Raw genomic sequence first — 25,700 nt, 5'->3', positions numbered from 1 at the left:
CATAGGTGAGTTCGACGTTCGCATGGAGCGGAGGGGCAACCGCATGGCACAGAAACCGCGACCGACCGTACGTCGCATCGAGTTGGGTCACGAGCTACGACAACTGCGTGAGCGAAGAGGCGTCACGCTCGAGGAGGTGTGCGGTTCAGGTGCGGTCGCCGGGCTGTACTTCTCCAAGTTGCAGAAGGTGGAGAAAGGGCTGACGGACCTGGGCAGCGCCGGCGCCCTCCGTGATCTGCTCGGCTTCTACGGCGTCACCGATGAGGACGACGTCAACCAGGTGCTGGCGATCCAGAGGGAAGCTGCCAGCACCGACTGGTGGACGCCGTACCGATCCACCATGCCGTCAGGCATGCCCAGATTCGTAGGCATCGAGAGCGCGGCGCGGGAGACGTGGGCCTTCCATCCAGCCCTGGTCCTCGGGCTGTTCCAAACGGAGGCGTACGCGCGCAGGCTCTACGAACTCACTCAACCGATCGACGAGACGACGACCGAGTTCATCGTGCGGAACGTAGACGTACGCATGCGCCGTAAGGAGGCGCTGACCCACCCCGACGATCCGCTGGTCGTACGGGCGGTCCTGTGGGAACCAGCGCTTCGGCATCTTGTCGGCAGCGTCGACCTGATGTGCGAGCAGTACGAGGAGATCGCGAGGTTGGCCTCCCTCCAGAACGTCACTGTGCAGGTACTTCCACTCCTGCCGCCGAAGGTTCGTGGATACCTGCCGATCCACGACTTCACTATCCTGCATCTGGAGCACGAACTGCCGACCTCCGTGCAGGTCGACAATCCATGGGGCGCGACTTCGGTCTCCGACAAGCCGCGCGAGGTCGGACGGTTCACCAGGAAGTTCCAGGCCATCTCCGCCTCGGCGCTGCCGCCGGAGGACACGCCCGTCTACCTGCAACAACTCACGCGAGAGATCACCACATGACCGAGATACACAAGCGACTGGTCGACACGAGCCCTGCGATCGGTGCCACCACGTGGTTCAAGTCGTCCTACAGCGACGGCTCGGGCAACAACTGCGTCGAGGTCGCGCCGCTCACCCGCGCGGTCGGTGTGCGCGACTCCAAGGACAAGGCGGGCCCCGCCCTCCTCGTCACCCCCGTGGCGTGGGCCTCCTTCGTGGAGTTGGTCCGTTCCGGCGCCGTCGACTTCGGCGTCGTCTGAAGCCGGGCGGGCGCCGCAGCGCGGGCATGGGAACGGGAGGAGCCGGGCTGATGGGCGCCGGAGAAGAATGGGTGCACGGGTCGGCGCCTTACGTGCGGGCGCGGGCGGAAGGTGAGCGGGACGCGTGGAGCGAGGAGACGGCGGCGCGCGGCCGGAGCGGCTCGCAGCGGATCGTGCGGGCCGGGGAGACGGCGGCGCCCGCGGAGGTGGCGAGGCTCCTCGGCGTGGGTGAGGGCGAAGCCGTGGTCGAACGGTGCCGGGTGATCCTGCTGGACGGCGAACCCACCGAAGTGACCGTGACCTACTACCCGGTGAGCGTCGCGCGCGGCACCGCGCTGGCGGGCACCGCGAAGATCCGCGGCGGCGCCGTCACCCTGCTTGCCGCGCTCGGCCACCGCGCCCGCACCGTACGCGAAGACGTCCGCGCCCGGCTGCCGCTGCCGACCGAGCGGGAAGCCCTCGGCCTCGCCGCGGCCGACCCCGTCCTCGAACTGGTCCGCGTCACCCTCGACGCCGACGGCACCGCCTTCCAAGTCGACGTATCGGCATTCTCCGCCGCCACCCAACGGCTCCACTACGAGTTGAGGGTCGACTGAGGCACCCGAGCCTCGCGGAACGCCGTACGGGCCGCCGAGGCGTGTGCGCGGCGAGGGTGTGCGTCTTTCGCGTCCCCGGGTGCCGGATCTGCCGCCGGCGGTGCTGTGACCTGCGGGTTCGCCGGGTGGGGTGCGGGGCGGGACGCTGGGAGAGGTGGATCGTCGCGGGGGGCGTTGACAAGGTTGGTTAATGGGATTAGCTTTTAGCTAACGGAATTAGCCAGATCCGAGTGTCAGGGGATGCCATGACCGAGTACCTCGCTGTCGACGGCGGCACGATCGCGTACGAAGTGGCGGGAGACGGCCCGCTGATCGTCCTCGCGCACGGAATGGGGAACAGCCGCGCCGCGTACCGCAAGGTGATGCCGGCGCTGGTGGCGGCGGGCTACCGGGTCGCCGCCGTGGACCTGCGGGGCAGCGGCGAGTCCAGCGTCGCTTGGCCGGCCTGGAGCCGTACCGCCATCGCCGGTGATCTGCTCGCCGTGATCCGGCACCTGGGCGGCCCGGCCGTACTCGTCGGGCACTCGATCTCCGGCGGCGCCGCCACCATCGCCGCGGCCCAGGAGCCCTCGCTGATCAGCGCGGTCGTCGAGCTGGGGCCGTTCACCCGCAAGCAGTCGATCCGCCTGGGCGACCTGCGGGTGAAGCGCTTCCGGCGGGGCATGCTGCGGCTGGTCGGCGCGGGGATGTTCGGCAGCGTGCGGCTGTGGAAGGCGTACCTCGACGTGGCCTACCCCGGCGTGAAGCCGGCCGGCTGGGACGAGTACCTCGGCCGGATCGACACCATGATGCGCGAGCCGGGCCGGATGAAGGCGATGCAGGGCATGGGCCGCAGCGCCCCGACCGACGCCGGCGCGCAACTCGGCAACGTCAGCTCCCCGGTCCTGGTCGTGATGGGCACGCTCGACCCCGACTGGGCCGACCCGCACGCCGAGGGCACGGCGATCGTCGAGGCCCTGCCGGCCGGCCTCGGCCGCCTGGAGATGATCGAGGGCGCCGGGCACTACCCGCACGACCAGTTCCCCGACCAGGTCGTGTCGCTGGTGCTCGACTTCCTCCGTACGGTCACCGCCCGTGCCTAGGGCCGGCCTGGACCGGGCGACCGTGGTCGCGGCCGGTGCCGCCCTCGCCGACGAGGTGGGCCTCGCCCAGCTGACCATGGGTTCGCTGGCCGAGCGGCTGGGCGTGCGCACCCCGTCCCTGTACAAGCACGTCGCCGGCCAGGACGACCTCAACCGGCGCATCGCGGTCCTGGCGCTGGGCCAGGCCGCGGACGTCATCGGCGGCGCGATCCAGGGCTACGCCGGCCGCGACGCCCTGGCAGCGGCGGCACGCGCCTTCCGCGCGTTCGTCGTGGAGCACCCCGGGCGGTACGCCGCGACGATCGGCGTGGAACCGTCCGGCCCGGACGACCCGCTGGCGGTCGAGGGCCAGCGGTCGCTCGACGCGTTCAGGGCGGTGCTGCGCGGCTACGACGTCGCGCCGGCCGACGTGGACCACGCGCTGCGGATGCTGCGCAGCCTGTGCCACGGGTTCGCCACCTTGCAGGCGTCCAACGGCTTCCAGTGGAGCGCCGACATCGACGAGAGCTTCGAGTGGCTGATCGCCTTCGCCGACCGGGGCCTGCGGGCAAGTTGAGCGCACGCGAGCAGGACGGCGTGGTCCGGAACCCGTGGGCCGCCAGTGTCCGGAGCCCGGGGTCCGGCTGAGGCCGCTTCCGTCGGGCACCCCGTCTCCGCCGCGCTCCTCGCTTCCGCCGCGCCCCCCGCTGCCGCCGCTTCTCCGACGCACCCGTGCTCGTCGCCCGGCCGTTTCCGCCACCTCCGCGGCGCGGAAGAACCCGGGTGAGACGGCGGCGACGCCGGAGTAGGGATACTAGGGAGGCTATGGAAACCGTCATCCTTGTCGTCGTCATTGCCCTGGTCGTGCTCCTTGGGGCCGGCGGGCTGGTGGTCGGCAGCCGCCGCAAGAAGAAGCAGCAGCTGCCGCCGTCCCCGCCGAGCACCCCGACGATCACCAAGCCTCCCGCCGAACCGCACGTCGGGGATGAGGCCGAGACCCCGCGGGACGAGTCCCGCAGGACCATCGAGGAGGTCGAGCTGCCCGGCGCGACCGCCGCGCCCGAGGCCCCTGAGGAGGTGGGGGTCCCCGAGCAGCTCGTGGTCGAGCAGCCGGAGCCGACCGCGGGCCGGCTGGTACGGCTGCGCTCCCGCCTGTCCCGTTCGCAGAACTCGCTCGGCAAGGGCCTGCTCACCCTGCTGTCGCGGGAGCGGCTGGACGACGACACCTGGGAGGAGGTCGAGGACACCCTCATCACCGCCGATGTCGGTGTGACCCCGACCCAGGAACTCGTCGAGCGGCTGCGCACCCGGGTGCGCGTGCTGGGCACCCGCACCCCCGACGAACTGCGCACGCTGCTGCGGGAGGAACTGGTCACGCTGGTCGACCCGACCCTGGACCGTACGCTGCGCACCGAGAGCCACGAGGAGTCACCGGCCGTCGTGCTGGTCGTCGGGGTCAACGGCACCGGCAAGACCACCACCACCGGCAAGCTCGCCCGGGTGCTGGTCGCCGACGGCCGCAGCGTGGTGCTGGGCGCGGCCGACACCTTCCGGGCCGCCGCCGCCGACCAGCTCCAGACCTGGGGCGAACGCGTCGGGGCGCGCACCGTGCGCGGCCCCGAGGGCGGCGACCCCGCGTCGGTCGCGTTCGACGCGGTCAAGGAGGGCATCGCCGAGGGTGCCGACACCGTGCTGATCGACACCGCCGGGCGGCTGCACACCAAGACCGGCCTGATGGACGAGCTCGGCAAGGTCAAGCGCGTGGTCGAGAAGCACGGCCCGGTCGACGAGGTGCTGCTCGTCCTGGACGCCACCACCGGCCAGAACGGCCTGGTGCAGGCCCGCGTCTTCGCCGAGGTGGTGGCCATCACCGGCATCGTGCTCACCAAGCTCGACGGCACCGCCAAGGGCGGCATCGTGGTCGCCGTCCAGCGCGAACTCGGTGTCCCGGTCAAGCTCATCGGCCTCGGCGAGGGCGCGGACGACCTCGCCCCGTTCGAGCCGGAGGCGTTCGTCGACGCGCTGATCGGCGAGTAGCCCGCCCGGGTCCGGCCGCGGGTGTCGGCCACTCGGCCACTCGATCGCTCGATCGCTCGCCACGCCGGCCCACGTGTAAGGGGCGCCCACCAGGAGTGGGCGCCCCTTACACATGAGCCGAGCGCGTATACGTGCGGTACGTATACGCCGAGCACGTATCCGAGGACGCGACAGCCTTACGCGCAGGCCCGCGCGCGGTGGGACACGTACGCCAGGGTGCCCAGGAGGAGGCGGGCCTCGGGGGGATGGGGCATCGAGTCCAGCCGGGGCTCGCGCAGCCAGCGGACCGGGCCGAGCCCGCCGAAGTCCGAGGGGGGAGCGGTGACATGGTCGCCGGGGCCGAGGCAGCGCAGGTCCAGCCGCGCGTCGTCCCAGCCCATCCGGTAGAGCAGGTGCGGGAGTTCGGCGGCGGCCCCCGGGGCCACGAAGAACTGCGCCCGCCCGGTGGGCGTCAGCAGCACCGGCCCCAGGTGCAGGCCCATCCGCTCCAGCCGCACCAGCGCCCGCCGGCCCGGCAGTTCGGCCACGTCGATGATGTCGAACGTCCGCCCGGCGGGCAGCAGCACCGACGCGCCCGGCATCCGCTCCCACATCCGCGCGACCGCCTCCGGCCCCGTGCCGGCCGGCACTTCGGCCGCCGGGTCCAGCGGGTGGGCGCCCGGCTCCTTGCAGCGCGGCTCCCCGCACGAGCACACCTCGCCGCCGCGCGCCGCCCGGGTCCCCGGCACCACCGCCCAGCCGCACAGCCCGGTGTACTCGGCGACCGTGCCGCACACCGTGGTGCGCGCCCTGCGGCGCGCCGCACTCCACACGCCGGGGAGCGCTGCCATCCTTGCGGCGTGCCGCACGACGGTCCGGTGCTGCCGCATCTCACGCATTGTGCCGATCGTGAACACCATGACCCCTCCAACTGATCGCGCCCGCCGTTGGTTACGCACTCGCGAGCGCCGCTCCCAGCGGCATGTGTCAAGTGAATCGCCTGCGGCCGCAACAGAGTTCATCCGAAGGGGTGGCGAATGGTGGCGTTTCCGCAATTGCGGTCGCAGGAGGGGTGACCGTGGCGCTACTTTACGTTGGTAGAAGAGGCGGGATGGGGGCGTGGCCGTGACCGGTGCAGCGGACAAGCAGCCCAACGCGCAGTTGACCTCGTGGTTCGTGCGCAGCGGCTGGTCCAAGGGCGAACTCGCTCGTCAAGTCAACCGCCGGGCACGCCAGTTGGGCGCACACCACGTCAGCACGGACACGTCAAGAGTGCGGCGCTGGCTGGACGGCGAGCAGCCCAGGGAGCCCATCCCGCGCATCCTGTCCGAGCTGTTCTCCGAACGCTTCGGATGCGTCGTCCCCGTCGAGGACCTCGGCCTGCGCTCCGCCCAGCAGCCGCCCTCCGGCGGTGACATCGACCTGCCGTGGGCCGGCCCGCAGACCGTCCAGCTCATCAACGAGTTCTCCCGCAGCGACCTCATGCTCGGCCGCCGCGGATTCCTCGGCGCCTCCCTCGTCCTGTCCGCGGGACCCGCGCTGCTCGAACCCATGCAGCGCTGGCTGGTGCCCACCTCGTCGCCGGCCCGTCCCGCCGCCGCGCAGGCCGCGGGCCGCGACGCCGGCCGCCCGTCCCGGCTGTCCGAGCAGGAGCTGCAACTCCTGGAGTCCACCGCCGCGATGTTCCGCGAGTGGGACAGCCAGTGCGGCGGCGGGCTGCGCCGTAAAGCCGTCGTCGGCCAGCTGCACGAGATCACCGACCTGCTCCAGGAGCCGCACCCCGAGCCCGTCGCCCGCCGGCTGTACCGGATCACCGCCGACCTCGCCGCCCTCGCCGGCTGGATGAGCTACGACGTGGGGCTCCAGCCCACCGCGCAGAAGTACCTGGTCCTCGCGCTGCACGCCGCCAAGGAGGCCGGCGACCGGCCGCTCGGCGCGTTCGTGCTCTCCTCCATGAGCCGCCAGATGATCCACCTGGAGCGCCCCGACGACGCCCTGGAGCTCATCCACCTCGCCCAGTACGGCAGCCGCGACTCGGCCGGCGCCGCCACGCAGGCGATGCTCTACACCCTGGAGGCCCGCGCCTACGCCAACATGGGCCAGGTCAACAAGTGCCACCGCGCGGTCCGGATGGCCGAGGACACCTTCGCCGACGCCCGCCCGGGCGAGGAACCGGCCTGGATCAACTTCTTCACCGAGGCCGAGCTGCACGCCGAGAACGCGCACTCCTACCGCGACCTCGCCTACGTCGCCGGTCGCAGCCCCACCTACGCCTCCCTCGCCCAGCCCGAGATGCTCGAAGCCGTCGACGGCTTCCGCGACGACCCGGTCCACCAGCGCGCCTACGCGCTCAACCTGGTCGGCATGGGCACCGTCCAGCTGCTGATGCGCGAGCCCGAGCAGGCCGCGCACTACACCGTCGAGGCGATGGAAGCCGCCAGGCGGGTCCGCTCCGAGCGGGTCAACACCCGCATCCGCAAGACCACCCACGCCGCCGTCCGCGACTTCGGCGACGTGCCCGAGGTGGTCCAGCTCGCCGAGCGGCTTTCCGAGGAACTCCCGGAAGTCGCCGAGTCGGCATAACCGCGAAACCGCCCGGCGCCGTCACCGCGTCGCCCGGCCGGTCGTCTTCTTTCCCACCCGTATACATCCTTCACCGAACACCCGGATGGTTCATCTCCGCGTAACACGGGTGACTTCTTCGTCACGGCGGTGAAACATCCTATGGCATCGGGTGAAACCCGCTTCGGCCAACCTCAAGGCCAATACCGGCCCACCCCTGCACCGCCCGCACGGGCCGTTCGGATGACGAGGAGACGCCGATGGCACCAGCCATCATCACACTGGCCGCGGATGCGCCCAAGCTCGACTCCGGTAATACCGCATTTCTGCTTCTGAGCTCCGCGCTCGTGATGCTGATGACACCGGGGCTGGCGTTCTTCTACGGCGGCATGGTCCGTGTGAAGAGTGCCCTGAACATGCTGATGATGAGTTTCATCAGCCTCGGGATCATAACGCTGTTGTGGACCGGTTACGGATTCAGCTTCGCCTTCGACGGCGACAACGGCGGATTCCTCGGCGGCACGCGCTGGCTGGGCCTTCGGGACATCGCACCGGACGACCTCTGGGGCGCGACCGGCACCCCGATCTTCGCGTTCGCCGCGTTCCAGCTGATGTTCGCGATCATCACCCCCGCACTGATCAGCGGCGCGCTCGCCGACCGGGTCAAGTTCACCGCCTGGTCGCTGTTCATCGCCGTGTGGGCGACCGTCGTGTACTTCCCGGTGGCCCACTGGGTGTGGGGCGGCGGCTGGCTCGGCCAGAAGGGCGTGATCGACTTCGCCGGCGGTACCGCGGTCCACATCAACGCGGGCGCCGCGGCCCTCGGCGTCATCCTCGTCATCGGCAAGCGGGTCGGCTTCAAGCGCGACCCGATGCGCCCGCACAGCATGCCCTGGGTGATGCTCGGCGCCGGCCTGCTGTGGTTCGGCTGGTTCGGCTTCAACGCCGGCTCGGAGATCACCTCCGACGGCGTCGCGTCGACGGTCTTCATCAACACCCAGATCGCCACCGCCGCGGCCATGGTCGGCTGGCTGGCCTACGAGCGGCTGCGGCACGGCTCCTTCACCACCCTGGGCGCCGCCTCCGGCGCGGTCGCCGGCCTGGTCGCGATCACGCCCTCCTGCGCCTCGGTCAGCCCGCTCGGCGCGATAGCGGTCGGCGTCATCGCCGGTGTGATCTGCGCGGCGGCGGTCAGCCTGAAGTACCGCTTCAACTACGACGACTCCCTCGACGTGGTCGGCGTCCACATGGTCGGCGGCATCGTCGGCTCCCTGCTGATCGGCCTGCTGGCCACCGGCGGCGTCGGCCAGGACGTCAAGGGCGTCTTCTACGGCGGCGGCTGGCACCAGTTCGGCATCCAGGCGATCGGGGTCTTCGCGGTCCTCGGCTACTCCCTGGTCTGCTCCGCGATCCTCGCCAAGCTGATCGACATGGCGATGGGCTTCCGGGTCCCGGAGGAGGTCGAGATCAGCGGCATCGACCAGGCCGAGCACGCGGAGACCGCGTACGACTTCACCGGAGTCGGCAGCGTCTCCCACGCGGCCCCCGCCGGCCTCGAGACCGGCCTGACCAAGAAGGTGGACGCGTGAAGCTCATCACCGCCGTCGTCAAGCCGCACCGGCTCGACGAGATCAAGGAAGCCCTCCAGGCGTTCGGCGTCCAGGGCCTGACCGTCACCGAGGCCAGCGGCTACGGCCGCCAGCGCGGCCACACCGAGGTCTACCGGGGCGCCGAGTACACCGTCGACCTCGTGCCGAAGATCAGGATCGAGGTCCTGGTCGAGGACGCCGACGCCGAACAACTCATCGAGGTCGTGGTCAAGGCGGCCAGAACGGGCAAGATCGGAGACGGGAAGGTGTGGAGCCTGCCGGTCGACACGGCCGTCCGGGTCCGTACCGGCGAGCGCGGGCCCGACGCGCTCTGACGACCATCGCACCCCCGGTCGCAAGCCCCGGCCACCCCGAGCCGCGGCTCGACGACAAGACAGCGGAGCACCAGTGACCGAAAGCGTCGAAGCGCAAGGCCACGGTTACGCGGCGGCCCGGCTGCACCTCCTCACCGAGGAGGGGCAGTCCGGGCCGCCGCGCCGTGCCGCCCTGGCCACCCTCACCGACCGGTGGCTGGCCGCGCTGGCCACCGAGGCCGCCCAGGCGGTCGACACCACCGACTGGGCACTGGTCGCGGTCGGCGGTTACGGCCGCGGCGAGCTGTCCCCCCGCAGCGACCTCGACCTGGTGCTGCTGCACGACTCCCCGAAGTCCGTCGCCGCCCTCGCCGACCGGGTCTGGTACCCGGTGTGGGACCTCGGGCTGGCCCTCGACCACTCGGTCCGCACCCCGGCGGAGGCCCGTAAGACCGCCGCGGACGACCTGAAGGTCCAACTCGGCCTGCTGGACGCCCGGCACATCGCCGGCGACGCGGCCCTCACCTCCGGGCTGCGCAGCGCCGTCCTGGCCGACTGGCGCAACCAGGCACCCAAGCGGCTGCCCGCCCTGCACGAACTGTGCGCCGAACGCGCCGAACGCCAGGGCGAGCTGTCCTACCTGCTGGAACCCGACCTCAAGGAGGCCCGCGGCGGGCTGCGCGACGCCACCGCGCTGCGCGCCGTCGCCGCGTCCTGGCTCGCCGACGCCCCCCGCGAAGGGCTCGAAGAGGCCCGCACCCGGCTGCTCGACACCCGCGACGCCCTCCACCTGGTCACCGGCCGCGCCACCGACCGGCTCGCCCTCCAGGAGCAGGACCAGATCGCCGACGCCCTCGGCCTGCTCGACGCCGACGCCCTGCTCCGCCAGGTCTACGAGGCCGCCCGCCGCATCTCCTACGCCGCCGACGTCACCTGGCGCGAGGTCGGCCGGGTGCTGCGCGCCCGCGAGTCCCGCCCGCGCCGCCGCGGCCTGCTCGGCCGCGGCCGTACCCCCGCCCCGCAGACGGCGGCCGAGCGGGTCCCGCTCGCCGAGGGCGTCGTGGAGCAGGAGGGCGAGGCGGTGCTCGCGATGGCCGCCAAGCCCGACCGCGACCCCGTGCTGCCGCTGCGCGCCGCCGCCGCGGCCGCACAGGCCGATCTGCCGCTGTCCCTGCACGCGGTACGGCGGCTGGCGGCCGCGTCCCGGCCGCTGCCCGTGCCGTGGCCCGCGGAGGCCCGCGAACAGCTGCTCACGCTGCTCGGCGCGGGCGAGTCCACCGTGCCGGTCTGGGAGGCCCTGGAGGCCGAGGGGCTGGTCACCCGGCTCATCCCCGACTGGGAGCGGGTGCGCTGCCGCCCGCAGCGCAACGCCGTGCACCGCTTCACCGTCGACCGGCACCTGGTGGAGACGGCCGTCCAGGCGTCCGGCCTCACCCGCCGGGTCGGCCGCCCCGACCTGCTGCTGACCGCGGCCCTCCTGCACGACATCGGCAAGGGCTGGCCCGGCGACCACAGCGCGGCCGGCGAGGTGATCGCCCGCGACGTCGCCGCCCGGATCGGCTTCGGCGCCGCCGACGTGGACACCCTCGCCCTGCTGGTCCGCCACCACCTGCTGCTGATCGACACCGCCACCCGCCGCGACCTCGACGACCCGGAGACCGTCCGCATGGTCGCCGAGGCCGTCCGGGACACCTCCACCCTCGAACTGCTCGCCGCCCTCACCGAGGCCGACGCCCTGGCCACCGGCCCCGCCGCCTGGAGCACCTGGCGTGCCTCGCTCCTGGCCGACCTCGTGGACCGCGTCGCCGGCGCCCTGGACACCGGCGACCTGCCCGACAACGGCGACCGCGAGTCCACCGCCGAGGAGGAGCGGCTGGCGATCGAGGCCGCCCGCACCCGCGGCCCCGTACTGGCCCTGCACGCCAAGGCCGAGCCGCAGCCGGAGGGCGACGCCCAGGACGAGGCGCTGGGCGTCGAACTGCTCGTCGCGGTGCCCGACCGGCCCGGTCTGCTCGCCCACGCCGCCGGGGTGCTCGCGCTGCACCGGCTCACCGTGCGCGCCGCCGACCTGCGCTCGGTCGACCCGGTGGGGGAGGGCCCGGTGGCCCTGCTGAGCTGGCGGGTGTCCGCGGAATACGGTGCGCTGCCCGAGGCGGCCCGGCTGCGCGCCGACCTGGCCCGCGCCTTCGACGGCTCCCTCGACATCGAGGCGCGGCTGGCCGAGCGCGAGTCCGCCTACCCGCGCCGCCGCGGCATCGTGCCGCCGCCGGCCCGGGCCACCATCGCCCCCGGGCACACCTCGCACACCGCCACCGTGCTGGAGGTCCGCGCGCACGACGCTCCCGGGCTGCTGCACCGGATCGGCCTCGCGCTGACCGCGACCGCCGTCACCGTCCGCTCGGCGCGTATCTCCACCCTGGGCGCCAACGCGGTCGACGCCTTCTACCTCGTCGGCAAGGACGGCAACCCGCTGCCGCCGGCCCGCGCGGCCGAGGTGGCGAAACAGGTGGAGGCCGCCCTGCGGTGAGCGCCGATTCCGGCAGCTTCCGCCCGGGGCATCCGGCTCGGCGCGCGGGCCGGATACCCTGGAAGGCGACTGTCTCCGCCCCCGACCCCTGAGGACCTGCGACCACCGTGTTCGACACTCTGTCTGATCGCCTCGCGAATACCTTCAAGAGCCTCCGGGGCAAGGGCCGCCTGAGCGAGGCGGACATCGACGCCACCGCGCGCGACATCCGTATCGCGCTGCTGGAAGCTGACGTCGCGCTCCCCGCGGTGCGGGCCTTCATCGCCAACGTCAAGCAGCGTGCGCTCGGCGCCGAGGTCTCCCAGGCGCTGAACCCGGCGCAACAGGTGATCAAGATCGTCAATGACGAGCTGGTCACCATCCTGGGCGGTGAGACCCGGCGGCTGCGCTTCGCCAAGCAGCCGCCGACCGTGATCATGCTGGCCGGCCTCCAGGGCGCCGGCAAGACCACGCTCGCCGGCAAGCTGGGCCAGTGGCTGAAGAAGGAGGGCCACACCCCGCTGCTGGTCGCCTGTGACCTCCAGCGCCCGAACGCGGTGAACCAGCTCTCCGTCGTCGGCGAACGCGCCGGCGTCGCGGTCTACGCGCCCGAGCCGGGCAACGGCGTCGGCGACCCGGTCAAGGTCGCCCAGGACTCCATCGAGTTCGCCAAGACGCAGCAGTACGACATCGTCGTGATCGACACCGCCGGCCGGCTCGGCGTCGACCAGGAGATGATGCGGCAGGCCGCGGACATCCGCGACGTCACGCACCCCGACGAGATCCTGTTCGTGGTCGACGCGATGATCGGCCAGGACGCGGTGAACACCGCGGAGGCCTTCCGCGACGGCGTCGGCTTCGACGGCGTGGTGCTCTCCAAGCTCGACGGCGACGCCCGCGGCGGCGCCGCCCTGTCGATCGCGCACGTGACCGGCAAGCAGATCATGTTCGCCTCCAACGGCGAGAAGCTGGACGACTTCGACACCTTCCACCCGGACCGCATGGCGTCGCGGATTCTGGGCATGGGCGACGTCCTGTCGCTGATCGAGAGGGCCGAACAGACCTTCAGCCAGCAGCAGGCCGAGGAGATGGCCGCCAAGCTGGCGAAGGGCCCCAAGGAGTTCACGCTCGACGACTTCCTGGCGCAGATGGAGCAGGTCCGCAAGATGGGCTCCATCTCCAAGCTGCTCGGCATGCTGCCGGGCATGGGCCAGATCAAGGACCAGATCAACAACCTGGACGAGAAGGACGTCGACCGCACCGCCGCGATCATCAAGTCGATGACGCGCGCCGAGCGGGCCGACCCGCACATCATCAACGGCTCGCGCCGGGCCCGGATCGCCAAGGGTTCGGGCGTCGAGGTCAGCGCGGTCAAGAGCCTGGTGGAGCGGTTCTTCGAGGCGCGCAAGATGATGTCGCGGATGGCGCAGGGCGGCGGCATGCCGGGGATGCCCGGGATGCCGGGCATGGGCGGCGGTCCCGGCCGGCAGAAGAAGCAGCAGAAGCAGGCCAAGGGCAAGCGGCAGTCGGGCAACCCGATGAAGCGCAAGGCCGAGGCGGCCGCGGCCGCCGCCAAGCGCGAGCAGCAGCAACAGGGCGGCGAGGACGGTGGGCTCGGCCTGCCCGGCGGCAAGGACTTCGAGCTGCCGGACGAGTTCAAGAAGTTCATGGGCTGACGCCGCTCGCCTCCAGGGCGCGCGGCCGTGGCCGGCCGGGCCCCTGGCGAGCGCCCGGCCGGCGTGTCCGGCCGGGCGGGCGGGGCTGCGGTGGGCGGCTCTGCGCACGTGGACGGCGCGCGGCGTCAGGGGGCTTCCTGCGATGATGTGACCATGCGTATTTCGATCCGCGAGCCCCGGGCAGGTGACGCCGAGGCCCACCGCGCCGCCGTCCTGCGGTCGGACCGGCACCTGCGGCCGTGGAACCCGGTCGAGCCGGACGCGCTGCCCGAGCTGCTGCGGCGGCAGGGCGCCGGCCTGCGGACGTACCTGATCGTCGATGACGACGACGCGGCCGGGAACCCGGACGGGGCCGGGGGCGCCGGCGCGGCCCGTGGGACCGGCGGGCTGGTGGGCACCTGCAACGTCGCCAACATCGTGCTGGGCCGCTTCCGCAACGCCGCGCTCGGCTACGACAGCTACCTGCCGTACGCGGGCACCGGGCGGATGACGCTCGGTCTGCGGCTGGTGGTCGACCGCTGCTTCAGGGCGCGGCCCGACGGGCTCGGGCTGCACCGGCTGGAGATCAACGTCCAGCCGGACAACACCCGTTCACTCGCGATGGCCCGCCGGCTCGGCTTCCGCCACGAGGGCTTCTCGCCGCGGATGCTGTTCATCAACGACGCCTGGCGGGACCACGAGCGCTTCGCGCTGACCGCTGAGGAGTGGCAGGGCCCGACCGCCTAGCGCGGCAAGGCAGCCGGTCAGTGCGGCAAGTCAGCGCGGCAAGGCAGGGCGGCAAGGGCGCCTGGTTCGGCGCGGCAAGGGCGCCGGCCGGCTCACAGCAGGGACGCGAGCCCGGCGTCGGTGGCCACCCGCTCCAGCTCGTCCAGGGCGCGCACCGCCGCCTCGGCGGCCGCCGGGTCCCGCCCGGCCAGCCCGCTCGCCTCGAACTCGTCCTCGTCCAGGCGCAGGACGTCGCCGCCGTCGGCGGACACCCACAGGTCGAGGTCCAGGTCCTCGGAGAGCAGCGTGGCCTCCTCGACGGCGACCGGGCGGGTGATGTCGCAGTACCAGCCCTTCAGGGCGCCGGCCGGGTCGCGCACCTCCTTGATCGCGTACCAGCGGTCGCGCCAGTAGTGCTCGGTGAAGACGTCGCCGGGTTCGAAGCGGACGAAGCCGAAGTCGCGGACGGTGGGCAGCGACCAGGGCGCGGTGACGGTCACGCGGACTCCGTCGTCGGAGCGCACGGTGGCGTCGTAGCGGACCTTCTCCCGTCCGGCCTTGACCAGGCGGACGACGGCGGGGGTGTCGGGAGACAGGGGAGCGGGGTGCGTCGGCATGCGGCCACTCTCGCCCGAAGGACCCGGGAGCGGCCAGCCGTTTTCCGGGTGGCGGGCGGTGGTGCGGAGCTGCCGTGCCGCGGCTGGGCGTTCCCGGATTCGGGGTCAGGTGCGGGCGATCAGGTAGCGGAAGACGTTCTCCATCCGTACCGACCCGTCGGGCCGGCGGTAGGGGTGCAGGGCCTCGGCGAGTTCCTTGTCGACCTGCTGGTGGTCGGTGGCGGCGACGGCCGCGTCGAACAGCCCGGTGGACAGCAGGCCGCGGACCGCGCTGGGCAGGTCGGGGTAGCCGAAGGGGCACGAGACGCGCCCCGAGCCGTCGGGCCGCAGTCCGGCCGTACGCGCCAGGTCCTCCAGGTCGTCGCGGCCGCTGAGCCGCAGGGCGGGGGCCGCGGCGCCGCGCGGTTCGGCCAGCCGTGTGGCGACCTTGAGCACGTGGGAGGTCGCGCAGCGCTCGGGCGGGCCCCAGCCGGCCAGCACGACGGTGCTGCCGCGCCGCGCGGTGCGTGCCACCGCGGCGAGCGCGGGCCCGAGTTCGGCGGCGGGCGCGGCCGGTTCGAAGGCGGTGACGACGTCGTAGCCGCGGCCGGGCCAGGAGCCGGACCGGTCCGCGGCGGGCTCTCCCGCGCCGCTGGGGGCGTCGGGCGCGGGCGGCGGTGTCCTGCCGTTTCCGGCGCTCGCGGCCCCGCTGAGCGCGGGGGTCCTGGCCGCCAGGGCGGCCGTGCCGCGCGGTCGGTCGGTGCGCGGGTCCGCCGTGCGCAGGTCCGCGAGGCGCAGGTCGCCGGCGAGCAGTCGCGTACGGTGCTCCGGCGGGCGGTCGCGCTCCCTCGCCGCCAGGCGCTCGCGGGCCAGGGCCAGCCGTTCGGCGTCACGGTCGTGGCCGATGACGGCGGCGCCCCGCGCGGAGGCGAGCATCAGTGCCAGACCGCTGCCGCACCCGAGGCCGAGCAGCCGGGTGCCGGCCCCGACCTCCAGCCGGTCGTACACCGTCTCGTAGAGCGGAACGAGCATCCGTTCCTGGATTTCCGCCCAGTCCCGCGCCCTGCCCCGCGTGCCGGGCCTGGAGCCGCGATAGAGCGTAGCCGTCATGGAAGAGCTCCCATCAGCCGACCGGAACCGCTTTCTGCTCCCCGTGCTGTGGTGCCAGGGGCCGTACTCGTCCCTGCATGCCAGACAACTGCCGTTTCGCGCCCCCGTCCAGAGGGCGGGGGACGCGTTCTCGTGAACTTCCGGCGACGCCCGTGTTTCACGCGGCTCGCGTGCGCCGGCGTGCGCTCGGCGATGGCCGATTCACGCTGGGGTGGCACGGGGCCTTACCATCGGCCCATGGCTAAGGCTCCCGTTCTCACCCCTCAGGCGGACGACTTCCCGCGCTGGTACCAGGACCTGATCAACAAGGCCGAGCTGGCCGACAACGGACCGGTGCGCGGCACCATGGTGATCAGGCCGTACGGCTACGGTCTGTGGGAGCGGATGCAGGCCGACATGGACGCGCGGATCAAGGCGGTCGGCGCGCAGAACGCGTACTTCCCGCTCTTCATCCCGCAGTCCTACCTCACCCGCGAGGCCGAGCACGTGGAGGGCTTCGCGCCGGAGTTGGCGGTGGTGACGCACGGCGGCGGCAAGGAGCTGGAGGAGCCGATCGTCGTCCGGCCGACGTCCGAGACGATCATCAACGAGTACTTCTCCAAGTGGGTGCAGAGCTACCGCGACCTGCCGCTGCTGATCAACCAGTGGGCGAACGTGGTGCGTTGGGAGCTGCGGCCGCGGCTGTTCCTGCGCACCACGGAGTTCCTGTGGCAGGAGGGGCACACCGCGCACGCCACCCAGGACGACGCCCGCGAGTTCGCCTCCCGTATCCAGTACGACGTGTACGGCGACTTCATGGAGAACGTCCTGGCGATGGACGTGGTGCCGGGCCGCAAGACCGTCAAGGAGCGGTTCGCGGGCGCGATCAACACCCTCACCCTGGAGGGGATGATGGGTGACGGCAAGGCGCTCCAGCTGGGCACCAGCCACGAGTTGGGGCAGAACTTCGCGAAGGCGTTCAACACGTCGTACCTGTCCAAGGAGGGCACCCAGGAGCACGTCTGGCAGACGTCCTGGGGGAGCACCACGCGGATGATCGGCGCGCTGGTGATGATGCACGGCGACGACAACGGGCTGCGGGTGCCGCCGCGGCTGGCGCACGTGCAGGTCGTGGTGATGGCGATCAAGGACGACGAGGCCGTCGTGGCGAAGGTGCACGAGGTCGGCGAGAAGCTGCGCGCGGCCGGGATGCGGGTGGTCGTGGACGACCGCACCGACACCCCCTTCGGGCGCCGCGCGGTCGACTGGGAGCTCAAGGGCGTGCCGCTGCGGGTCGAGATCGGCCCGCGCGACCTGGCCGGCGGCACCGCGATGGTCGCCCGCCGCATCCCCGGCGGCAAGGAGCCGGTCTCCCTGGACGCGCTGGAGACCCTGCTGCCCAAGGCGATGGAAGAGGACCAGGCGCGGCTGCTCCAGGAGTCCCGCGACCGCCGGCTGTCCCGGACCGTGGACGTGGCCACGGTCGCCGAGGCCGCCGAGGCCGCGGCCACCGGCTGGGCCCGCATCCCGTGGGCGGACCTGGGGCCGGAGGGCGAGGCGAAGCTGGCCGAGCAGGGCGTCTCGGTGCGCTGCCTGGTCGCCGAGGACGGATCGGTGCCCGTCGCCGACGACGCACCCGGGACCGTGGCCATCGTGGCCCGCGCCTACTAGGTCCGCGGTAACCAGGCCGGCGCCACCGGGCCCGCCAGGCCCGCGTCGGGCCCCGGGTCGGGCGTCGGGCCTCGGGCTCATCCGCGCCGGCCGGTTCCCTCCGGCGTCCGCTGACCGATCAGCGGTGTACGGAATATGTTCATACGTCCGCGCTTGGGGCGGGTGCGCAGGTTCACCGGTGTTACTCCGGTCCCTCCGCACCCGCCCTGCGTCATGCGTATCCATGCGCAACATCCGGAACTGACCGATCAGTGCAAATTAATTGGGCTAGCCCGGAATCGGAACACCGGGGGCGCCCGGCTCGTTGTCACGGCGTGAGCACGACACCACCTGTTCTCGCCGCCGAGCTGGCAGTCGCCTGGGCCGATATTCAACGGCACCATCCCGAGCTGCCCGATCTGGCCGCGCCCGAGTCCCTGATCGGAGAGTCCTCGTCCGCCTGCGGCACCGAGCTCTCCTTCGAAAGGCTGCTGCACGAGGCTGTGCACGGGATCGCCGCGGCCCGCGGCATCCGCGACACCTCACGCGCCGGCCGCTACCACAACCGCAGATTCCTCGCCATCGCCGACGAGATGGGCCTGGACCACGCCGACGAGCCGCATCCCAGCAGCGGCTTCTCGCTCGTGGTGATGCGCCCCGACACCCGTAAGCGCTACCGGGGCACCATCGAGCGGCTGCAGCGCGCTCTGAAGGCGCACACCGTGGCCACCACCGCCGACACCGCCCGCTCCTTCCGTGGACCTGCCGCCCGGCACGGCTCCTCGGGCGGCGGCGTGCGCGTCAAGGCCGTCTGCGACTGCGGGCGGAATGTCCGGGTGGTGCCCTCGGTGCTGGCCCAGGCCCCGATCATGTGCGGAGCGTGCGGGCAGCCGTTCCGTATCCCGGAGGTCGTTGGGGTCGGCTGACTGTGGCACAATGTTTAGCTGAGAACTCGACAGCCGTGCAGGAACCCTCTCTCCTTCGGCTGACGCGTCCGTCGGGCGCACGACTTCCACAACCCCACGTGGGCCGTCCGTGTGCCCAAACACGTCAACTTCAGGAGAACCCACTCCCGTGGCAGTCAAGATCAAGCTGAAGCGCCTGGGCAAGATCCGCGCGCCTCACTACCGCATCGTCGTCGCCGACTCCCGTACCCGCCGTGACGGCCGGGCCATCGAGGAGATCGGTCTGTACCACCCCGTGCAGAACCCGTCGCGCATCGAGGTCGACTCGGAGCGCGCGCAGCACTGGCTCTCCGTCGGCGCGCAGCCGACCGAGCCCGTGCTCGCCATCCTGAAGCTGACCGGCGACTGGCAGAAGTTCAAGGGCGAGCCCGCCCCGGCCCCGCTGCTCCAGCCGGAGCCGAAGGCCGACAAGCGCGCGCTGTTCGAGGCCGCCGCCAAGGACACCGCCGACGAGCCGAAGGGTGAGGCGATCACCCCCAAGGCCAAGAAGGCCGACAAGGCTGACAAGAAGGCCGACGACGCCGAGGCCACCGCCTCTGCCGAGTCCACCGGGGCCTGAGCGTGCTTGAGGAGGCCCTTGAGCACCTCGTGAAGGGCATCGTCGACAACCCCGACGATGTGCAGGTCGGCATGCGGACCCTGCGCCGAGGCAGTGTGCTGGAGGTCCGGGTGCACCCCGACGACCTCGGCAAGGTCATCGGGCGCAACGGCCGCACGGCCCGCGCGCTGCGCACCGTCGTCGGCGCTCTCGGCGGCCGTGGTGTCCGCGTCGACCTCGTCGACGTGGACCAGGTGCGCTGAGCGCGCCCTGCCGTGCCCCGCACGTGCCGGCGTTCGCCGCGGGCACATCGGGTTTTCGTTGCACCGGGCCGGAGGCGGCTACACCGCCTCCGGCCCGGTGCGTTTCCGCCGCGCCCCTCAGGTGCGGTTCCCACCGTTCCCACAGCGGGAGTTGAGCAGGACGTGCAGCTCGTAGTCGGCCGGATCGGACGCGCCCACGGCATCAAGGGCGAGGTGAGCGTCGAAGTGCGCACCGACGAGCCGGAACTGCGGCTCGCGCCCGGCGCCGTACTGGCCACCGACCCGGCCGCCACCGGGCCGCTCACCATCGCCACCGGCCGGGTGCACAGCGGCCGCCTGATGCTGCGCTTCGAGGGCGTCAGCGACCGCAACGGCGCGGAGGCGCTGCGCGGCACCATGCTGATCGCCGAGGTCGACCCGGAGCAGACCCCGGAGGACCCCGAGGAGTTCTACGACCACCAGCTCATCGACCTCGACGTGGTGACCGTGGACGGCCGCGAGGTCGGCCGGATCACCGAGGTCTCGCACCTGCCGTACCAGGACCTGCTGGTGGTCGCGCGCACCGGCGGCGGCGAGGTGCTGGTGCCGTTCGTCATGGAGATCGTGCCCGAGATCGACCTGGACGCGCAGCGGGCCGTGATCGACCCGCCGCCCGGGCTGCTGGACGAGGCGGACGCCCAGGTGGCCAGTGCTCAGGCCGATGCCGATGCCGAGGTCGAAGCCGGTGAAGGTGCCGGTGCCGGCACCGAGAACGCCGCCAGGGACGAGGGTGACGCGTCCGGTGCGGACGACGCGCGGCGCGAGAGCGACGGCGCCTGACATGCGGATCGACGTCGTCACGATCTTCCCCGAGTACCTCGAACCGCTGGACGTCTCCCTGGTCGGCAAGGCCCGCGCGGCCGGCCGCCTCGACGTCCGCGTGCACGACCTGCGCGGCTGGGCGGGCGACCGCCACCACACCGTGGACGACACCCCGTACGGCGGCGGCCCCGGCATGGTGATGATGACCGGCCCCTGGGGCGAGGCCCTCGACCAGACCATCGCCGACGGGTACGAACAAGGCGCCCACGAGCCCGTGCTGGTCGTCCCCACCCCCAGCGGCCGCCCCTTCACCCAGGCGACCGCCGTGGCGCTGTCCCGGCGCCCCTGGCTCATCTTCACCCCGGCCCGCTACGAGGGCATCGACAGCCGCGTCACCGCCGAGTACGCCACCAGGATGCCGGTCCACGAGGTCTCCATCGGCGACTACGTCCTGGCCGGCGGCGAGGCCGCCGTCCTGGTCGTCACCGAGGCCGTCGCCCGGCTGCTGCCCGGCGTCCTCGGCAACGCGCAGTCGCACGCCGACGACTCCTTCGCCCCCGGCGCCATGGCCGACCTGCTGGAGGGCCCGGTCTTCACCAAGCCGCCGGCCTGGCGCGGCCGCGGCATCCCCGAGGTGCTGCTCAGCGGCCACCACGGGAAGATCGCCCGCTGGCGCCGCGACGAGGCGCTGCGCCGTACGGTCGCGCACCGGCCCGACCTGATCGAGCGCGCCGACCCCGCGGCCTTCGACAAGAAGGACCGCGAGATGCTCAGCATCCTGGGCTGGCAGCCGGGTCCCGACGGCCGATTTGGGCGCAACCCCGACGCCGTGGAAGAATGACCCGCTGTTGCCTGCCCGGCGCGCGCCCCTGCCACAGGGGGACAGCCGCCGCCCGGTGCCGGGCGACCGCACCGTAGGACAACCCGAACATCCAAGACGACATGCCGTCGATGACCTGTGGCATCGGCGAGGAAGCGACGAACGACCATGACCAACCTCATCGAGAGCGTCAACAGCGCCAGCGTGCGCACCGACGTGCCGGCCTTCCGCCCCGGCGACACCGTCAACGTCCACGTGCGCGTCATCGAGGGCAACCGCTCCCGTGTGCAGCAGTTCAAGGGCGTCGTCATCCGCCGCCAGGGCGCGGGCATCAGCGAGACCTTCACGGTCCGCAAGGTCAGCTTCTCCGTCGGCGTCGAGCGCACCTTCCCGGTGCACACCCCGATCGTCGAGAAGATCGAGGTCGTCACCCGCGGCGACGTGCGCCGCGCGAAGCTGTACTACCTCCGTGAGCTGCGCGGCAAGGCCGCGAAGATCAAGGAGAAGCGCGACAACTGATCGTTTGACTCTCCCTTGGGGCGGGCCGGATAAGCTTCCGCCCCGATGGACAGCGAAGCAGTGACCCCGGAGCGCGACCGTTCCCCCACCGCCGACGAGGCGGACTTGGAGGAGCGGTCGCGTTCCGTCATGAGGGAGCGCCTCGCCGACTGGTGGGACGACTGGAACCGCACGCTGCTGCTCGCTCTCGCCTGCTGCGCGGCGCTGCTGCTGGTCAGCCACTTCGTGGTGGAGCCTTTCGAAGTGCCCAGCTCCTCCATGGAGAACACGCTGCGGATCGGCGACCGGGTGCTGGTCGACAAGCTGGCGTACCGTTTCGGCGGCACGCCCCGCCGGGGAGACGTGATCGTGTTCGACGGCAAGGACTCCTTCTCCACCACCAGCGGCACTGACTACGTCAAACGCGTGATCGGTGTCGGCGGCGACCGCGTCACCTGCTGCGACGCCCAGGGCCGGGTCAGCGTCAACGGCCACGCGCTCGACGAGACCTACCTGCACCCCGGGAACGCGCCCTCCAGCGAGCCGTTCGACATCGTGGTGCCCCCGGGCCGGCTGTGGGTGATGGGCGACCACCGCGCGGACTCCGCCGACTCCCGCGAGCACCTCGGCGACCCTGGCGGCGGCACCGTACCGGTCGGCGAGGTGATCGGCCGCGCCGAGTGGATCGCCTGGCCGCCCGGCCACTGGACCCGGGTGCGCCGCCCCGCCGTCTTCTCCGACGTGCCCGCGCCGGCCGGCTCGCATGGGTAACCGGGGGCGGCCGCGTGGCACCGACGCGCCGCCCGCGCCGCCGGTCAGCGGCAGCCGGGTGGAGCGGCGCAAGCTGGCCCGCAAGGTCAAGCGCAAGAGGCGCCGTTCGATGGCCCGCGAGGTGCCGCTGCTGATCGTGGTGGCGCTGGTGATCGCGCTGGTGCTGAAGACCTTCCTGCTCCAGGCGTTCGTGATCCCGTCCGGCTCGATGGAGCAGACCATCCGGATCGGCGACCGGGTGCTGGTGGACAAGCTGACCCCGTGGTTCGGCGCCGAGCCACACCGCGGTGACGTGGTGGTCTTCAAGGACCCCGGCGGCTGGCTCCAGGGCGAGCCCGCGCCCAAGCCGGACCCGGTGGTGATCAAGCAGGTCAAGCAGGTGTTCACCTTCATCGGGCTGCTGCCGGCCTCCGGCGAGCAGGACCTGATCAAGCGGGTGATCGGCGTCGGCGGCGACACGGTGAGCTGCTGCGACGCCCAGGGGCGGCTGACGGTCAACGGCAAACCGCTGGACGAGCCGTATCTGTATCCGGGCAACCCGCCGTCGATGATCAAGTTCACCGTGCACGTACCGCTCGGTCGGTTGTGGGTGATGGGCGACCACCGCTCGGACTCGGCGGACTCGCGCTACCACATGCAGCAGGTCATCGACGGCAAGCGCACCGAGGGCACCATCGCGCAGAACCTGGTGGTCGGACGGGCCTTCGTGATCGGCTGGCCGATCGGCCACTGGGGGCGGCTGAAGGAGCCCTCGACCTTCGGTTCGGTGCCGCAGGCGGACGCGGCGATCCCCGCCCGCACAGCCGGCACCACTATGGTGGATGGGGCCGGCGGCTCGGCCAACAATGCTCAAAGGACCGACCCGCTCCCGACTCCTGCGGAACTCCCGCTCGTTATGGGAATGGTGGGCCTGCGCCGGTTCCGGGGCAGGCGTCGATATCGAATGAGGAGTGGATGTGGGGGACCTGGTGGTCGGTGCGCGGTCCGGTTCCGGCGAGCCCGAGAAGGGGGACGGCCCGGTGCCCCCTGCGGACGGCACGGAGGCCGATGGCGTGGTCCCCGAGGAGACGACTCGGAACGGTGCGCATGGCGTCCCGTCCGCCGGCAGGGTCCCCGGACCTTCCGACGGCGGCTACGCCGGCGGCTATGACCCCGGCCGGGACGCCGGGGCGGAGGGCGGATACCAGGCCGGCTACGACCAGGGCCCGGACTACGGCCAGGGCGCGGGGTACGAACCCGGGTACGTCCCGGTGGCGGGCACCAGGCCGGAGGACGTGGGCGGCGTGAGCGGCGACGGCGCGCGGCGCCACGACTCCGGCGGCCCCGACGAGCCCGGCGCCGCAGGTGGCGGCGGCGACTCGTCCGGCGGCGAGCCCGCACACGCCGCCGAGCGCAAGCCCCGCTCCTTCTGGAAGGAGCTGCCGCTGCTGATCGGCATCGCGCTGGTGCTGGCGCTGATCATCAAGACCTTCCTGGTGCAGGCGTTCTCCATCCCGTCCGACTCCATGAACAACACCCTGCTCAAGGGCGACCGGGTGCTGGTCGACAAGCTGACGCCGTGGTTCGGCTCCACGCCGAGCCGTGGCGAGGTCGTGGTCTTCCACGACCCCGGCGGCTGGCTGCCGGAGAACCCGCCGCCGAGCAGCAACCCGGCGGTGCGCGGCCTGCAGAAGACCCTCAGCTTCGTCGGCCTGATGCCGTCGGCCGAGGAGAAGGACCTGATCAAGCGGGTGATCGGGGTCGGCGGCGACACCGTCAGCTGCAAGGGCACCGGCCCGGTGATGGTCAACGGCAAGCCGCTGAACGAGCCCTACGTCTTCCCGGGCAACACCCCGTGCACCCCGGACATGCCGTTCACCGTCCACGTGCCCAAGGGCCGGATCTGGGTGATGGGCGACCACCGCCAGGACTCGCTCGACTCCCGCTACCACGTGGGCATGTACAAGGGAAAGCACACCGACGGCACCGTCTCGACCAAGCAGGTCGTCGGCCGCGCGGTCGTGGTCGCCTGGCCGATCAACCGCTGGGACTGGCTGGGCATCCCCGGCACCTTCTCCCAGTCGGGGATCAACGCGGCCGGCACCGCGGGCCCGGCCGCGGTCGGCGTGGCGGGTGCGATCCCGCTGGTGATGCTGCGGCGGCGCAGGCTGCTGCGCAAGCACGAGGCGGCGGGCGCGTCCGAGGGCGCGGAGGGCTGACCGGGGCGCGTACCGACGGGTAGGGTGCGGCTCCATGAGCGCGACACGTACGAGCAGCGGCAGAGCGATAGCCCAGGGCCGCGGCGGGACCGGGCACAGACTGTCCGGGATCGCCGTGGCCCTGGGCTGCGTGCTCTTCCTGGGCGGTTTCGGCTGGGCCGCGGTCGTCTACCGCCCCTACACGGTGCCGACCAGCTCGATGGAGCCCACGGTCAGCCCTGGCGACAAGGTGCTGGCCCAGCGGATCTCCGGCGACCAGGTGCACCGCGGCGACATCGTGGTCTTCAAGGACAAGCTGTGGGGAGACCTGCCCGAGGTCAAGCGGGTGGTCGGGGTCGGCGGTGACACGGTCTCCTGCTGCGACGCGCGCGGGCGGCTGATGGTCGACGGCAAGGCCGTCGACGAGACCTATCTGGCCGCGCCCGGCCTGGCGTCGGCGTCGAAGTTCGACACGAAGGTGCCCAAGGGCGAGCTGTTCCTCGTCGGCGACAACCGCGCCGTCTCCGAGGACTCCCGGCTGCGGCTGGACGACGCCCAGCGCGGCTCGGTGCCGGCCTCCGACGTGAAGGCCCGGGTGGAGGCCACCGCGTGGCCGCTGAGCCGGGTGGGGACGGTGCAGCGCACCTCCGCCTTCGACGGGCTCTCCGGCGGCGGAGCGTCCCCTCACGGCCCGCTGCGCTGGCTGGCGGCGGCGATCGTGGCCGGGGTGCTGCTGATCCTGGGCGGGGCCGCGTACACCCCGCTGGCCGGCCTCGTCCGGCGGCGGGCGGGCTGACGCTCCCACAGCGATACGGCGGTGTGCGGCTCCGGTGGTCTTCCGGTAGCGCACAATGGGGTCACGTACGGCTGAAGGGGAACATGCCATGAGCGCCGAGGACCTCGAAAAATACGAGACCGAGATGGAGCTGAAGCTCTACCGGGAGTACCGCGACGTCGTCGGCCTGTTCAAGTACGTGATCGAGACCGAGCGGCGTTTCTACCTCACCAACGACTACGAGATGCAGGTGCACTCGGTCCAGGGCGAGGTGTTCTTCGAAGTGTCGATGGCCGACGCGTGGGTCTGGGACATGTACCGGCCGGCTCGCTTCGTCAAGCAGGTCCGGGTGCTGACGTTCAAGGACGTGAACATCGAGGAGCTGAACAAGGCGGACCTCGATCTGCCGTCGGACGACTCGGGATTCAACAGCTGAGGATGGGATGGGCTCGGGTTGAGCCGGGACGGCCGGGGCGGGGTGGGCCGGCCGTCCCGGGTGGGTCGGGCCAGGGTGGGCCGGCTGTCCGGGGTGGGTCGGGTCGGCCCGGTGGGAGCGTCG

Annotated in this window: 27 protein-coding genes; 24 read left to right on the top strand and 3 right to left on the bottom strand. The window is 72.2% G+C overall.

What is annotated here, in order from left to right; all coding sequences use genetic code 11:
- Positions 1-43: 43 nt before the first annotated feature.
- From ACIPAE_RS19450 to ftsY, 6 genes are all read left to right on the top strand, one after another.
- Positions 44-934, top strand: a complete 891-nt coding sequence (locus ACIPAE_RS19450; RefSeq protein ID WP_402446643.1) for a helix-turn-helix domain-containing protein — start codon at positions 44-46, stop codon at positions 932-934.
- Positions 931-1,173, top strand: a complete 243-nt coding sequence (locus ACIPAE_RS19445; RefSeq protein ID WP_402446641.1) for a DUF397 domain-containing protein — start codon at positions 931-933, stop codon at positions 1,171-1,173. The genes ACIPAE_RS19450 and ACIPAE_RS19445 overlap by 4 nt, the downstream gene beginning before the upstream one ends.
- Before the next feature lie 50 nt (positions 1,174-1,223).
- The gene (locus ACIPAE_RS19440) at positions 1,224-1,769 is read left to right on the top strand and encodes a GntR family transcriptional regulator (RefSeq protein ID WP_402446638.1); all 546 of its coding nucleotides are present in this window, start codon (positions 1,224-1,226) and stop codon (positions 1,767-1,769) included.
- A 245-nt stretch (positions 1,770-2,014) separates the two neighbouring features.
- The gene (locus ACIPAE_RS19435) at positions 2,015-2,851 is read left to right on the top strand and encodes an alpha/beta fold hydrolase (RefSeq protein WP_402446635.1); all 837 of its coding nucleotides are present in this window, start codon (positions 2,015-2,017) and stop codon (positions 2,849-2,851) included.
- 22 nt (positions 2,852-2,873) lie between these two features.
- Positions 2,874-3,407 carry a TetR/AcrR family transcriptional regulator gene (locus tag ACIPAE_RS19430; protein WP_366414159.1) on the top strand — a complete coding sequence of 178 codons (534 nt, stop codon included), beginning with the start codon at positions 2,874-2,876 and terminating at the stop codon, positions 3,405-3,407.
- Between the two features lie 248 nt (positions 3,408-3,655).
- Positions 3,656-4,867, top strand: a complete 1,212-nt coding sequence (gene ftsY / locus ACIPAE_RS19425) for a signal recognition particle-docking protein FtsY (protein WP_329364227.1) — start codon at positions 3,656-3,658, stop codon at positions 4,865-4,867.
- A 176-nt stretch (positions 4,868-5,043) separates the two neighbouring features.
- Here ftsY and ACIPAE_RS19420 read toward each other — a convergent pair whose 3' ends face one another.
- A complete protein-coding gene (locus tag ACIPAE_RS19420) occupies positions 5,044-5,766 on the bottom strand; it encodes a bifunctional DNA primase/polymerase (RefSeq protein ID WP_402446632.1) in 723 nt (240 codons plus the stop codon).
- Positions 5,767-5,965: 199 nt separating this feature from the next.
- On the opposite strand from ACIPAE_RS19420, the gene ACIPAE_RS19415 reads away from it, so the two are divergent.
- The 6 genes from ACIPAE_RS19415 (at position 5,966) to ACIPAE_RS19390 (ending at position 14,219) form a co-directional block, all read left to right on the top strand.
- Complete coding sequence (locus ACIPAE_RS19415) at positions 5,966-7,429, top strand: hypothetical protein (protein WP_366414146.1); 1,464 nt, start codon at positions 5,966-5,968, stop codon at positions 7,427-7,429.
- 239 nt (positions 7,430-7,668) lie between these two features.
- A complete protein-coding gene (locus ACIPAE_RS19410; protein ID WP_329364221.1) occupies positions 7,669-8,997 on the top strand; it encodes an ammonium transporter in 1,329 nt (442 codons plus the stop codon).
- On the top strand, positions 8,994-9,332 hold the full coding sequence (locus ACIPAE_RS19405; protein ID WP_328469991.1) for a P-II family nitrogen regulator: 339 nt from the start codon (positions 8,994-8,996) through the stop codon (positions 9,330-9,332). The genes ACIPAE_RS19410 and ACIPAE_RS19405 overlap by 4 nt, the downstream gene beginning before the upstream one ends.
- Before the next feature lie 73 nt (positions 9,333-9,405).
- Positions 9,406-11,838, top strand: coding sequence for a [protein-PII] uridylyltransferase (locus tag ACIPAE_RS19400; protein WP_402446629.1), 2,433 nt, complete (start codon positions 9,406-9,408; stop codon positions 11,836-11,838).
- A gap of 107 nt (positions 11,839-11,945) precedes the next feature.
- On the top strand, positions 11,946-13,493 hold the full coding sequence (gene ffh / locus ACIPAE_RS19395) for a signal recognition particle protein (RefSeq protein WP_329364216.1): 1,548 nt from the start codon (positions 11,946-11,948) through the stop codon (positions 13,491-13,493).
- Between the two features lie 153 nt (positions 13,494-13,646).
- Positions 13,647-14,219: a GNAT family N-acetyltransferase gene (locus tag ACIPAE_RS19390; protein WP_402446625.1), complete on the top strand. Its 573-nt coding sequence runs from the start codon at positions 13,647-13,649 to the stop codon at positions 14,217-14,219.
- 92 nt (positions 14,220-14,311) lie between these two features.
- Here ACIPAE_RS19390 and ACIPAE_RS19385 read toward each other — a convergent pair whose 3' ends face one another.
- The gene (locus ACIPAE_RS19385) at positions 14,312-14,815 is read right to left on the bottom strand and encodes a DUF402 domain-containing protein (RefSeq protein ID WP_329364211.1); all 504 of its coding nucleotides are present in this window, start codon (positions 14,813-14,815) and stop codon (positions 14,312-14,314) included.
- 105 nt (positions 14,816-14,920) lie between these two features.
- Positions 14,921-15,904, bottom strand: coding sequence for an SAM-dependent methyltransferase (locus ACIPAE_RS19380; protein WP_402446622.1), 984 nt, complete (start codon positions 15,902-15,904; stop codon positions 14,921-14,923).
- 237 nt (positions 15,905-16,141) lie between these two features.
- Here ACIPAE_RS19380 and proS point away from each other — a divergent pair, with 237 nt between their 5' ends.
- From proS to ACIPAE_RS19320, 12 genes are all read left to right on the top strand, one after another.
- Positions 16,142-17,554 (top strand): proline--tRNA ligase, encoded by a 1,413-nt coding sequence (gene proS / locus ACIPAE_RS19375; RefSeq protein WP_366414476.1) that lies wholly within the window; start codon positions 16,142-16,144, stop codon positions 17,552-17,554.
- Positions 17,555-17,868: 314 nt separating this feature from the next.
- Entirely contained in the window at positions 17,869-18,459 is a 591-nt protein-coding gene (locus tag ACIPAE_RS19370; RefSeq protein WP_328470008.1) for a hypothetical protein, read from the top strand.
- 148 nt (positions 18,460-18,607) lie between these two features.
- Positions 18,608-19,057 carry a 30S ribosomal protein S16 gene (rpsP, locus tag ACIPAE_RS19365; protein ID WP_328470010.1) on the top strand — a complete coding sequence of 150 codons (450 nt, stop codon included), beginning with the start codon at positions 18,608-18,610 and terminating at the stop codon, positions 19,055-19,057.
- A gap of 2 nt (positions 19,058-19,059) precedes the next feature.
- Positions 19,060-19,299, top strand: coding sequence for an RNA-binding protein (locus tag ACIPAE_RS19360; protein WP_093716568.1), 240 nt, complete (start codon positions 19,060-19,062; stop codon positions 19,297-19,299).
- A 162-nt stretch (positions 19,300-19,461) separates the two neighbouring features.
- Entirely contained in the window at positions 19,462-20,118 is a 657-nt protein-coding gene (rimM, locus tag ACIPAE_RS19355; protein WP_402446617.1) for a ribosome maturation factor RimM, read from the top strand.
- Between the two features lies 1 nt (position 20,119).
- Positions 20,120-20,941 carry a tRNA (guanosine(37)-N1)-methyltransferase TrmD gene (trmD, locus tag ACIPAE_RS19350; protein ID WP_329364200.1) on the top strand — a complete coding sequence of 274 codons (822 nt, stop codon included), beginning with the start codon at positions 20,120-20,122 and terminating at the stop codon, positions 20,939-20,941.
- Between the two features lie 147 nt (positions 20,942-21,088).
- Positions 21,089-21,439: a 50S ribosomal protein L19 gene (gene rplS, locus ACIPAE_RS19345; RefSeq protein WP_328470019.1), complete on the top strand. Its 351-nt coding sequence runs from the start codon at positions 21,089-21,091 to the stop codon at positions 21,437-21,439.
- Positions 21,440-21,484: 45 nt separating this feature from the next.
- The gene (gene lepB / locus ACIPAE_RS19340; RefSeq protein ID WP_329364198.1) at positions 21,485-22,189 is read left to right on the top strand and encodes a signal peptidase I; all 705 of its coding nucleotides are present in this window, start codon (positions 21,485-21,487) and stop codon (positions 22,187-22,189) included.
- Positions 22,182-23,339: a signal peptidase I gene (gene lepB / locus ACIPAE_RS19335; RefSeq protein ID WP_402446612.1), complete on the top strand. Its 1,158-nt coding sequence runs from the start codon at positions 22,182-22,184 to the stop codon at positions 23,337-23,339. Before lepB (ACIPAE_RS19340) ends, lepB (ACIPAE_RS19335) begins: the two co-directional genes overlap by 8 nt.
- 100 nt (positions 23,340-23,439) lie before the next feature.
- Complete coding sequence (gene lepB, locus ACIPAE_RS19330; protein ID WP_402446902.1) at positions 23,440-24,387, top strand: signal peptidase I; 948 nt, start codon at positions 23,440-23,442, stop codon at positions 24,385-24,387.
- 34 nt (positions 24,388-24,421) lie between these two features.
- A complete protein-coding gene (lepB, locus tag ACIPAE_RS19325; RefSeq protein WP_328470025.1) occupies positions 24,422-25,162 on the top strand; it encodes a signal peptidase I in 741 nt (246 codons plus the stop codon).
- 88 nt (positions 25,163-25,250) lie between these two features.
- On the top strand, positions 25,251-25,577 hold the full coding sequence (locus tag ACIPAE_RS19320) for a DUF2469 domain-containing protein (protein WP_033173060.1): 327 nt from the start codon (positions 25,251-25,253) through the stop codon (positions 25,575-25,577).
- Positions 25,578-25,700 lie beyond the last annotated feature (123 nt).

The sequence above is a fragment of the Streptomyces sp. NPDC087270 genome, from assembly GCF_044744625.1.
Lineage (GTDB): Bacteria > Actinomycetota > Actinomycetes > Streptomycetales > Streptomycetaceae > Actinacidiphila.
Note: the sequence above shows the minus strand (reverse complement) of the source record. Positions and strands in the feature narration are given on the sequence as shown.

Coding starts and splice junctions, on each gene's coding strand:
- ACIPAE_RS19435 (WP_402446635.1), top strand. CDS start 2,015: ATGACCGAGTACCTCGCTGTCGACGGCGGCACGATCGCGTACGAAGTG.
- rplS (WP_328470019.1), top strand. CDS start 21,089: ATGACCAACCTCATCGAGAGCGTCAACAGCGCCAGCGTGCGCACCGAC.
- lepB (WP_328470025.1), top strand. CDS start 24,422: ATGAGCGCGACACGTACGAGCAGCGGCAGAGCGATAGCCCAGGGCCGC.
- ACIPAE_RS19420 (WP_402446632.1), bottom strand. CDS start 5,766: ATGGTGTTCACGATCGGCACAATGCGTGAGATGCGGCAGCACCGGACC.
- ACIPAE_RS19380 (WP_402446622.1), bottom strand. CDS start 15,904: ATGACGGCTACGCTCTATCGCGGCTCCAGGCCCGGCACGCGGGGCAGG.
- ftsY (WP_329364227.1), top strand. CDS start 3,656: ATGGAAACCGTCATCCTTGTCGTCGTCATTGCCCTGGTCGTGCTCCTT.
- ACIPAE_RS19320 (WP_033173060.1), top strand. CDS start 25,251: ATGAGCGCCGAGGACCTCGAAAAATACGAGACCGAGATGGAGCTGAAG.
- lepB (WP_402446612.1), top strand. CDS start 22,182: ATGGGTAACCGGGGGCGGCCGCGTGGCACCGACGCGCCGCCCGCGCCG.
- ACIPAE_RS19445 (WP_402446641.1), top strand. CDS start 931: ATGACCGAGATACACAAGCGACTGGTCGACACGAGCCCTGCGATCGGT.
- ACIPAE_RS19440 (WP_402446638.1), top strand. CDS start 1,224: ATGGGCGCCGGAGAAGAATGGGTGCACGGGTCGGCGCCTTACGTGCGG.
- ACIPAE_RS19410 (WP_329364221.1), top strand. CDS start 7,669: ATGGCACCAGCCATCATCACACTGGCCGCGGATGCGCCCAAGCTCGAC.
- proS (WP_366414476.1), top strand. CDS start 16,142: ATGGCTAAGGCTCCCGTTCTCACCCCTCAGGCGGACGACTTCCCGCGC.
- ACIPAE_RS19390 (WP_402446625.1), top strand. CDS start 13,647: ATGCGTATTTCGATCCGCGAGCCCCGGGCAGGTGACGCCGAGGCCCAC.
- ACIPAE_RS19385 (WP_329364211.1), bottom strand. CDS start 14,815: ATGCCGACGCACCCCGCTCCCCTGTCTCCCGACACCCCCGCCGTCGTC.
- ACIPAE_RS19450 (WP_402446643.1), top strand. CDS start 44: ATGGCACAGAAACCGCGACCGACCGTACGTCGCATCGAGTTGGGTCAC.
- lepB (WP_329364198.1), top strand. CDS start 21,485: ATGGACAGCGAAGCAGTGACCCCGGAGCGCGACCGTTCCCCCACCGCC.
- trmD (WP_329364200.1), top strand. CDS start 20,120: ATGCGGATCGACGTCGTCACGATCTTCCCCGAGTACCTCGAACCGCTG.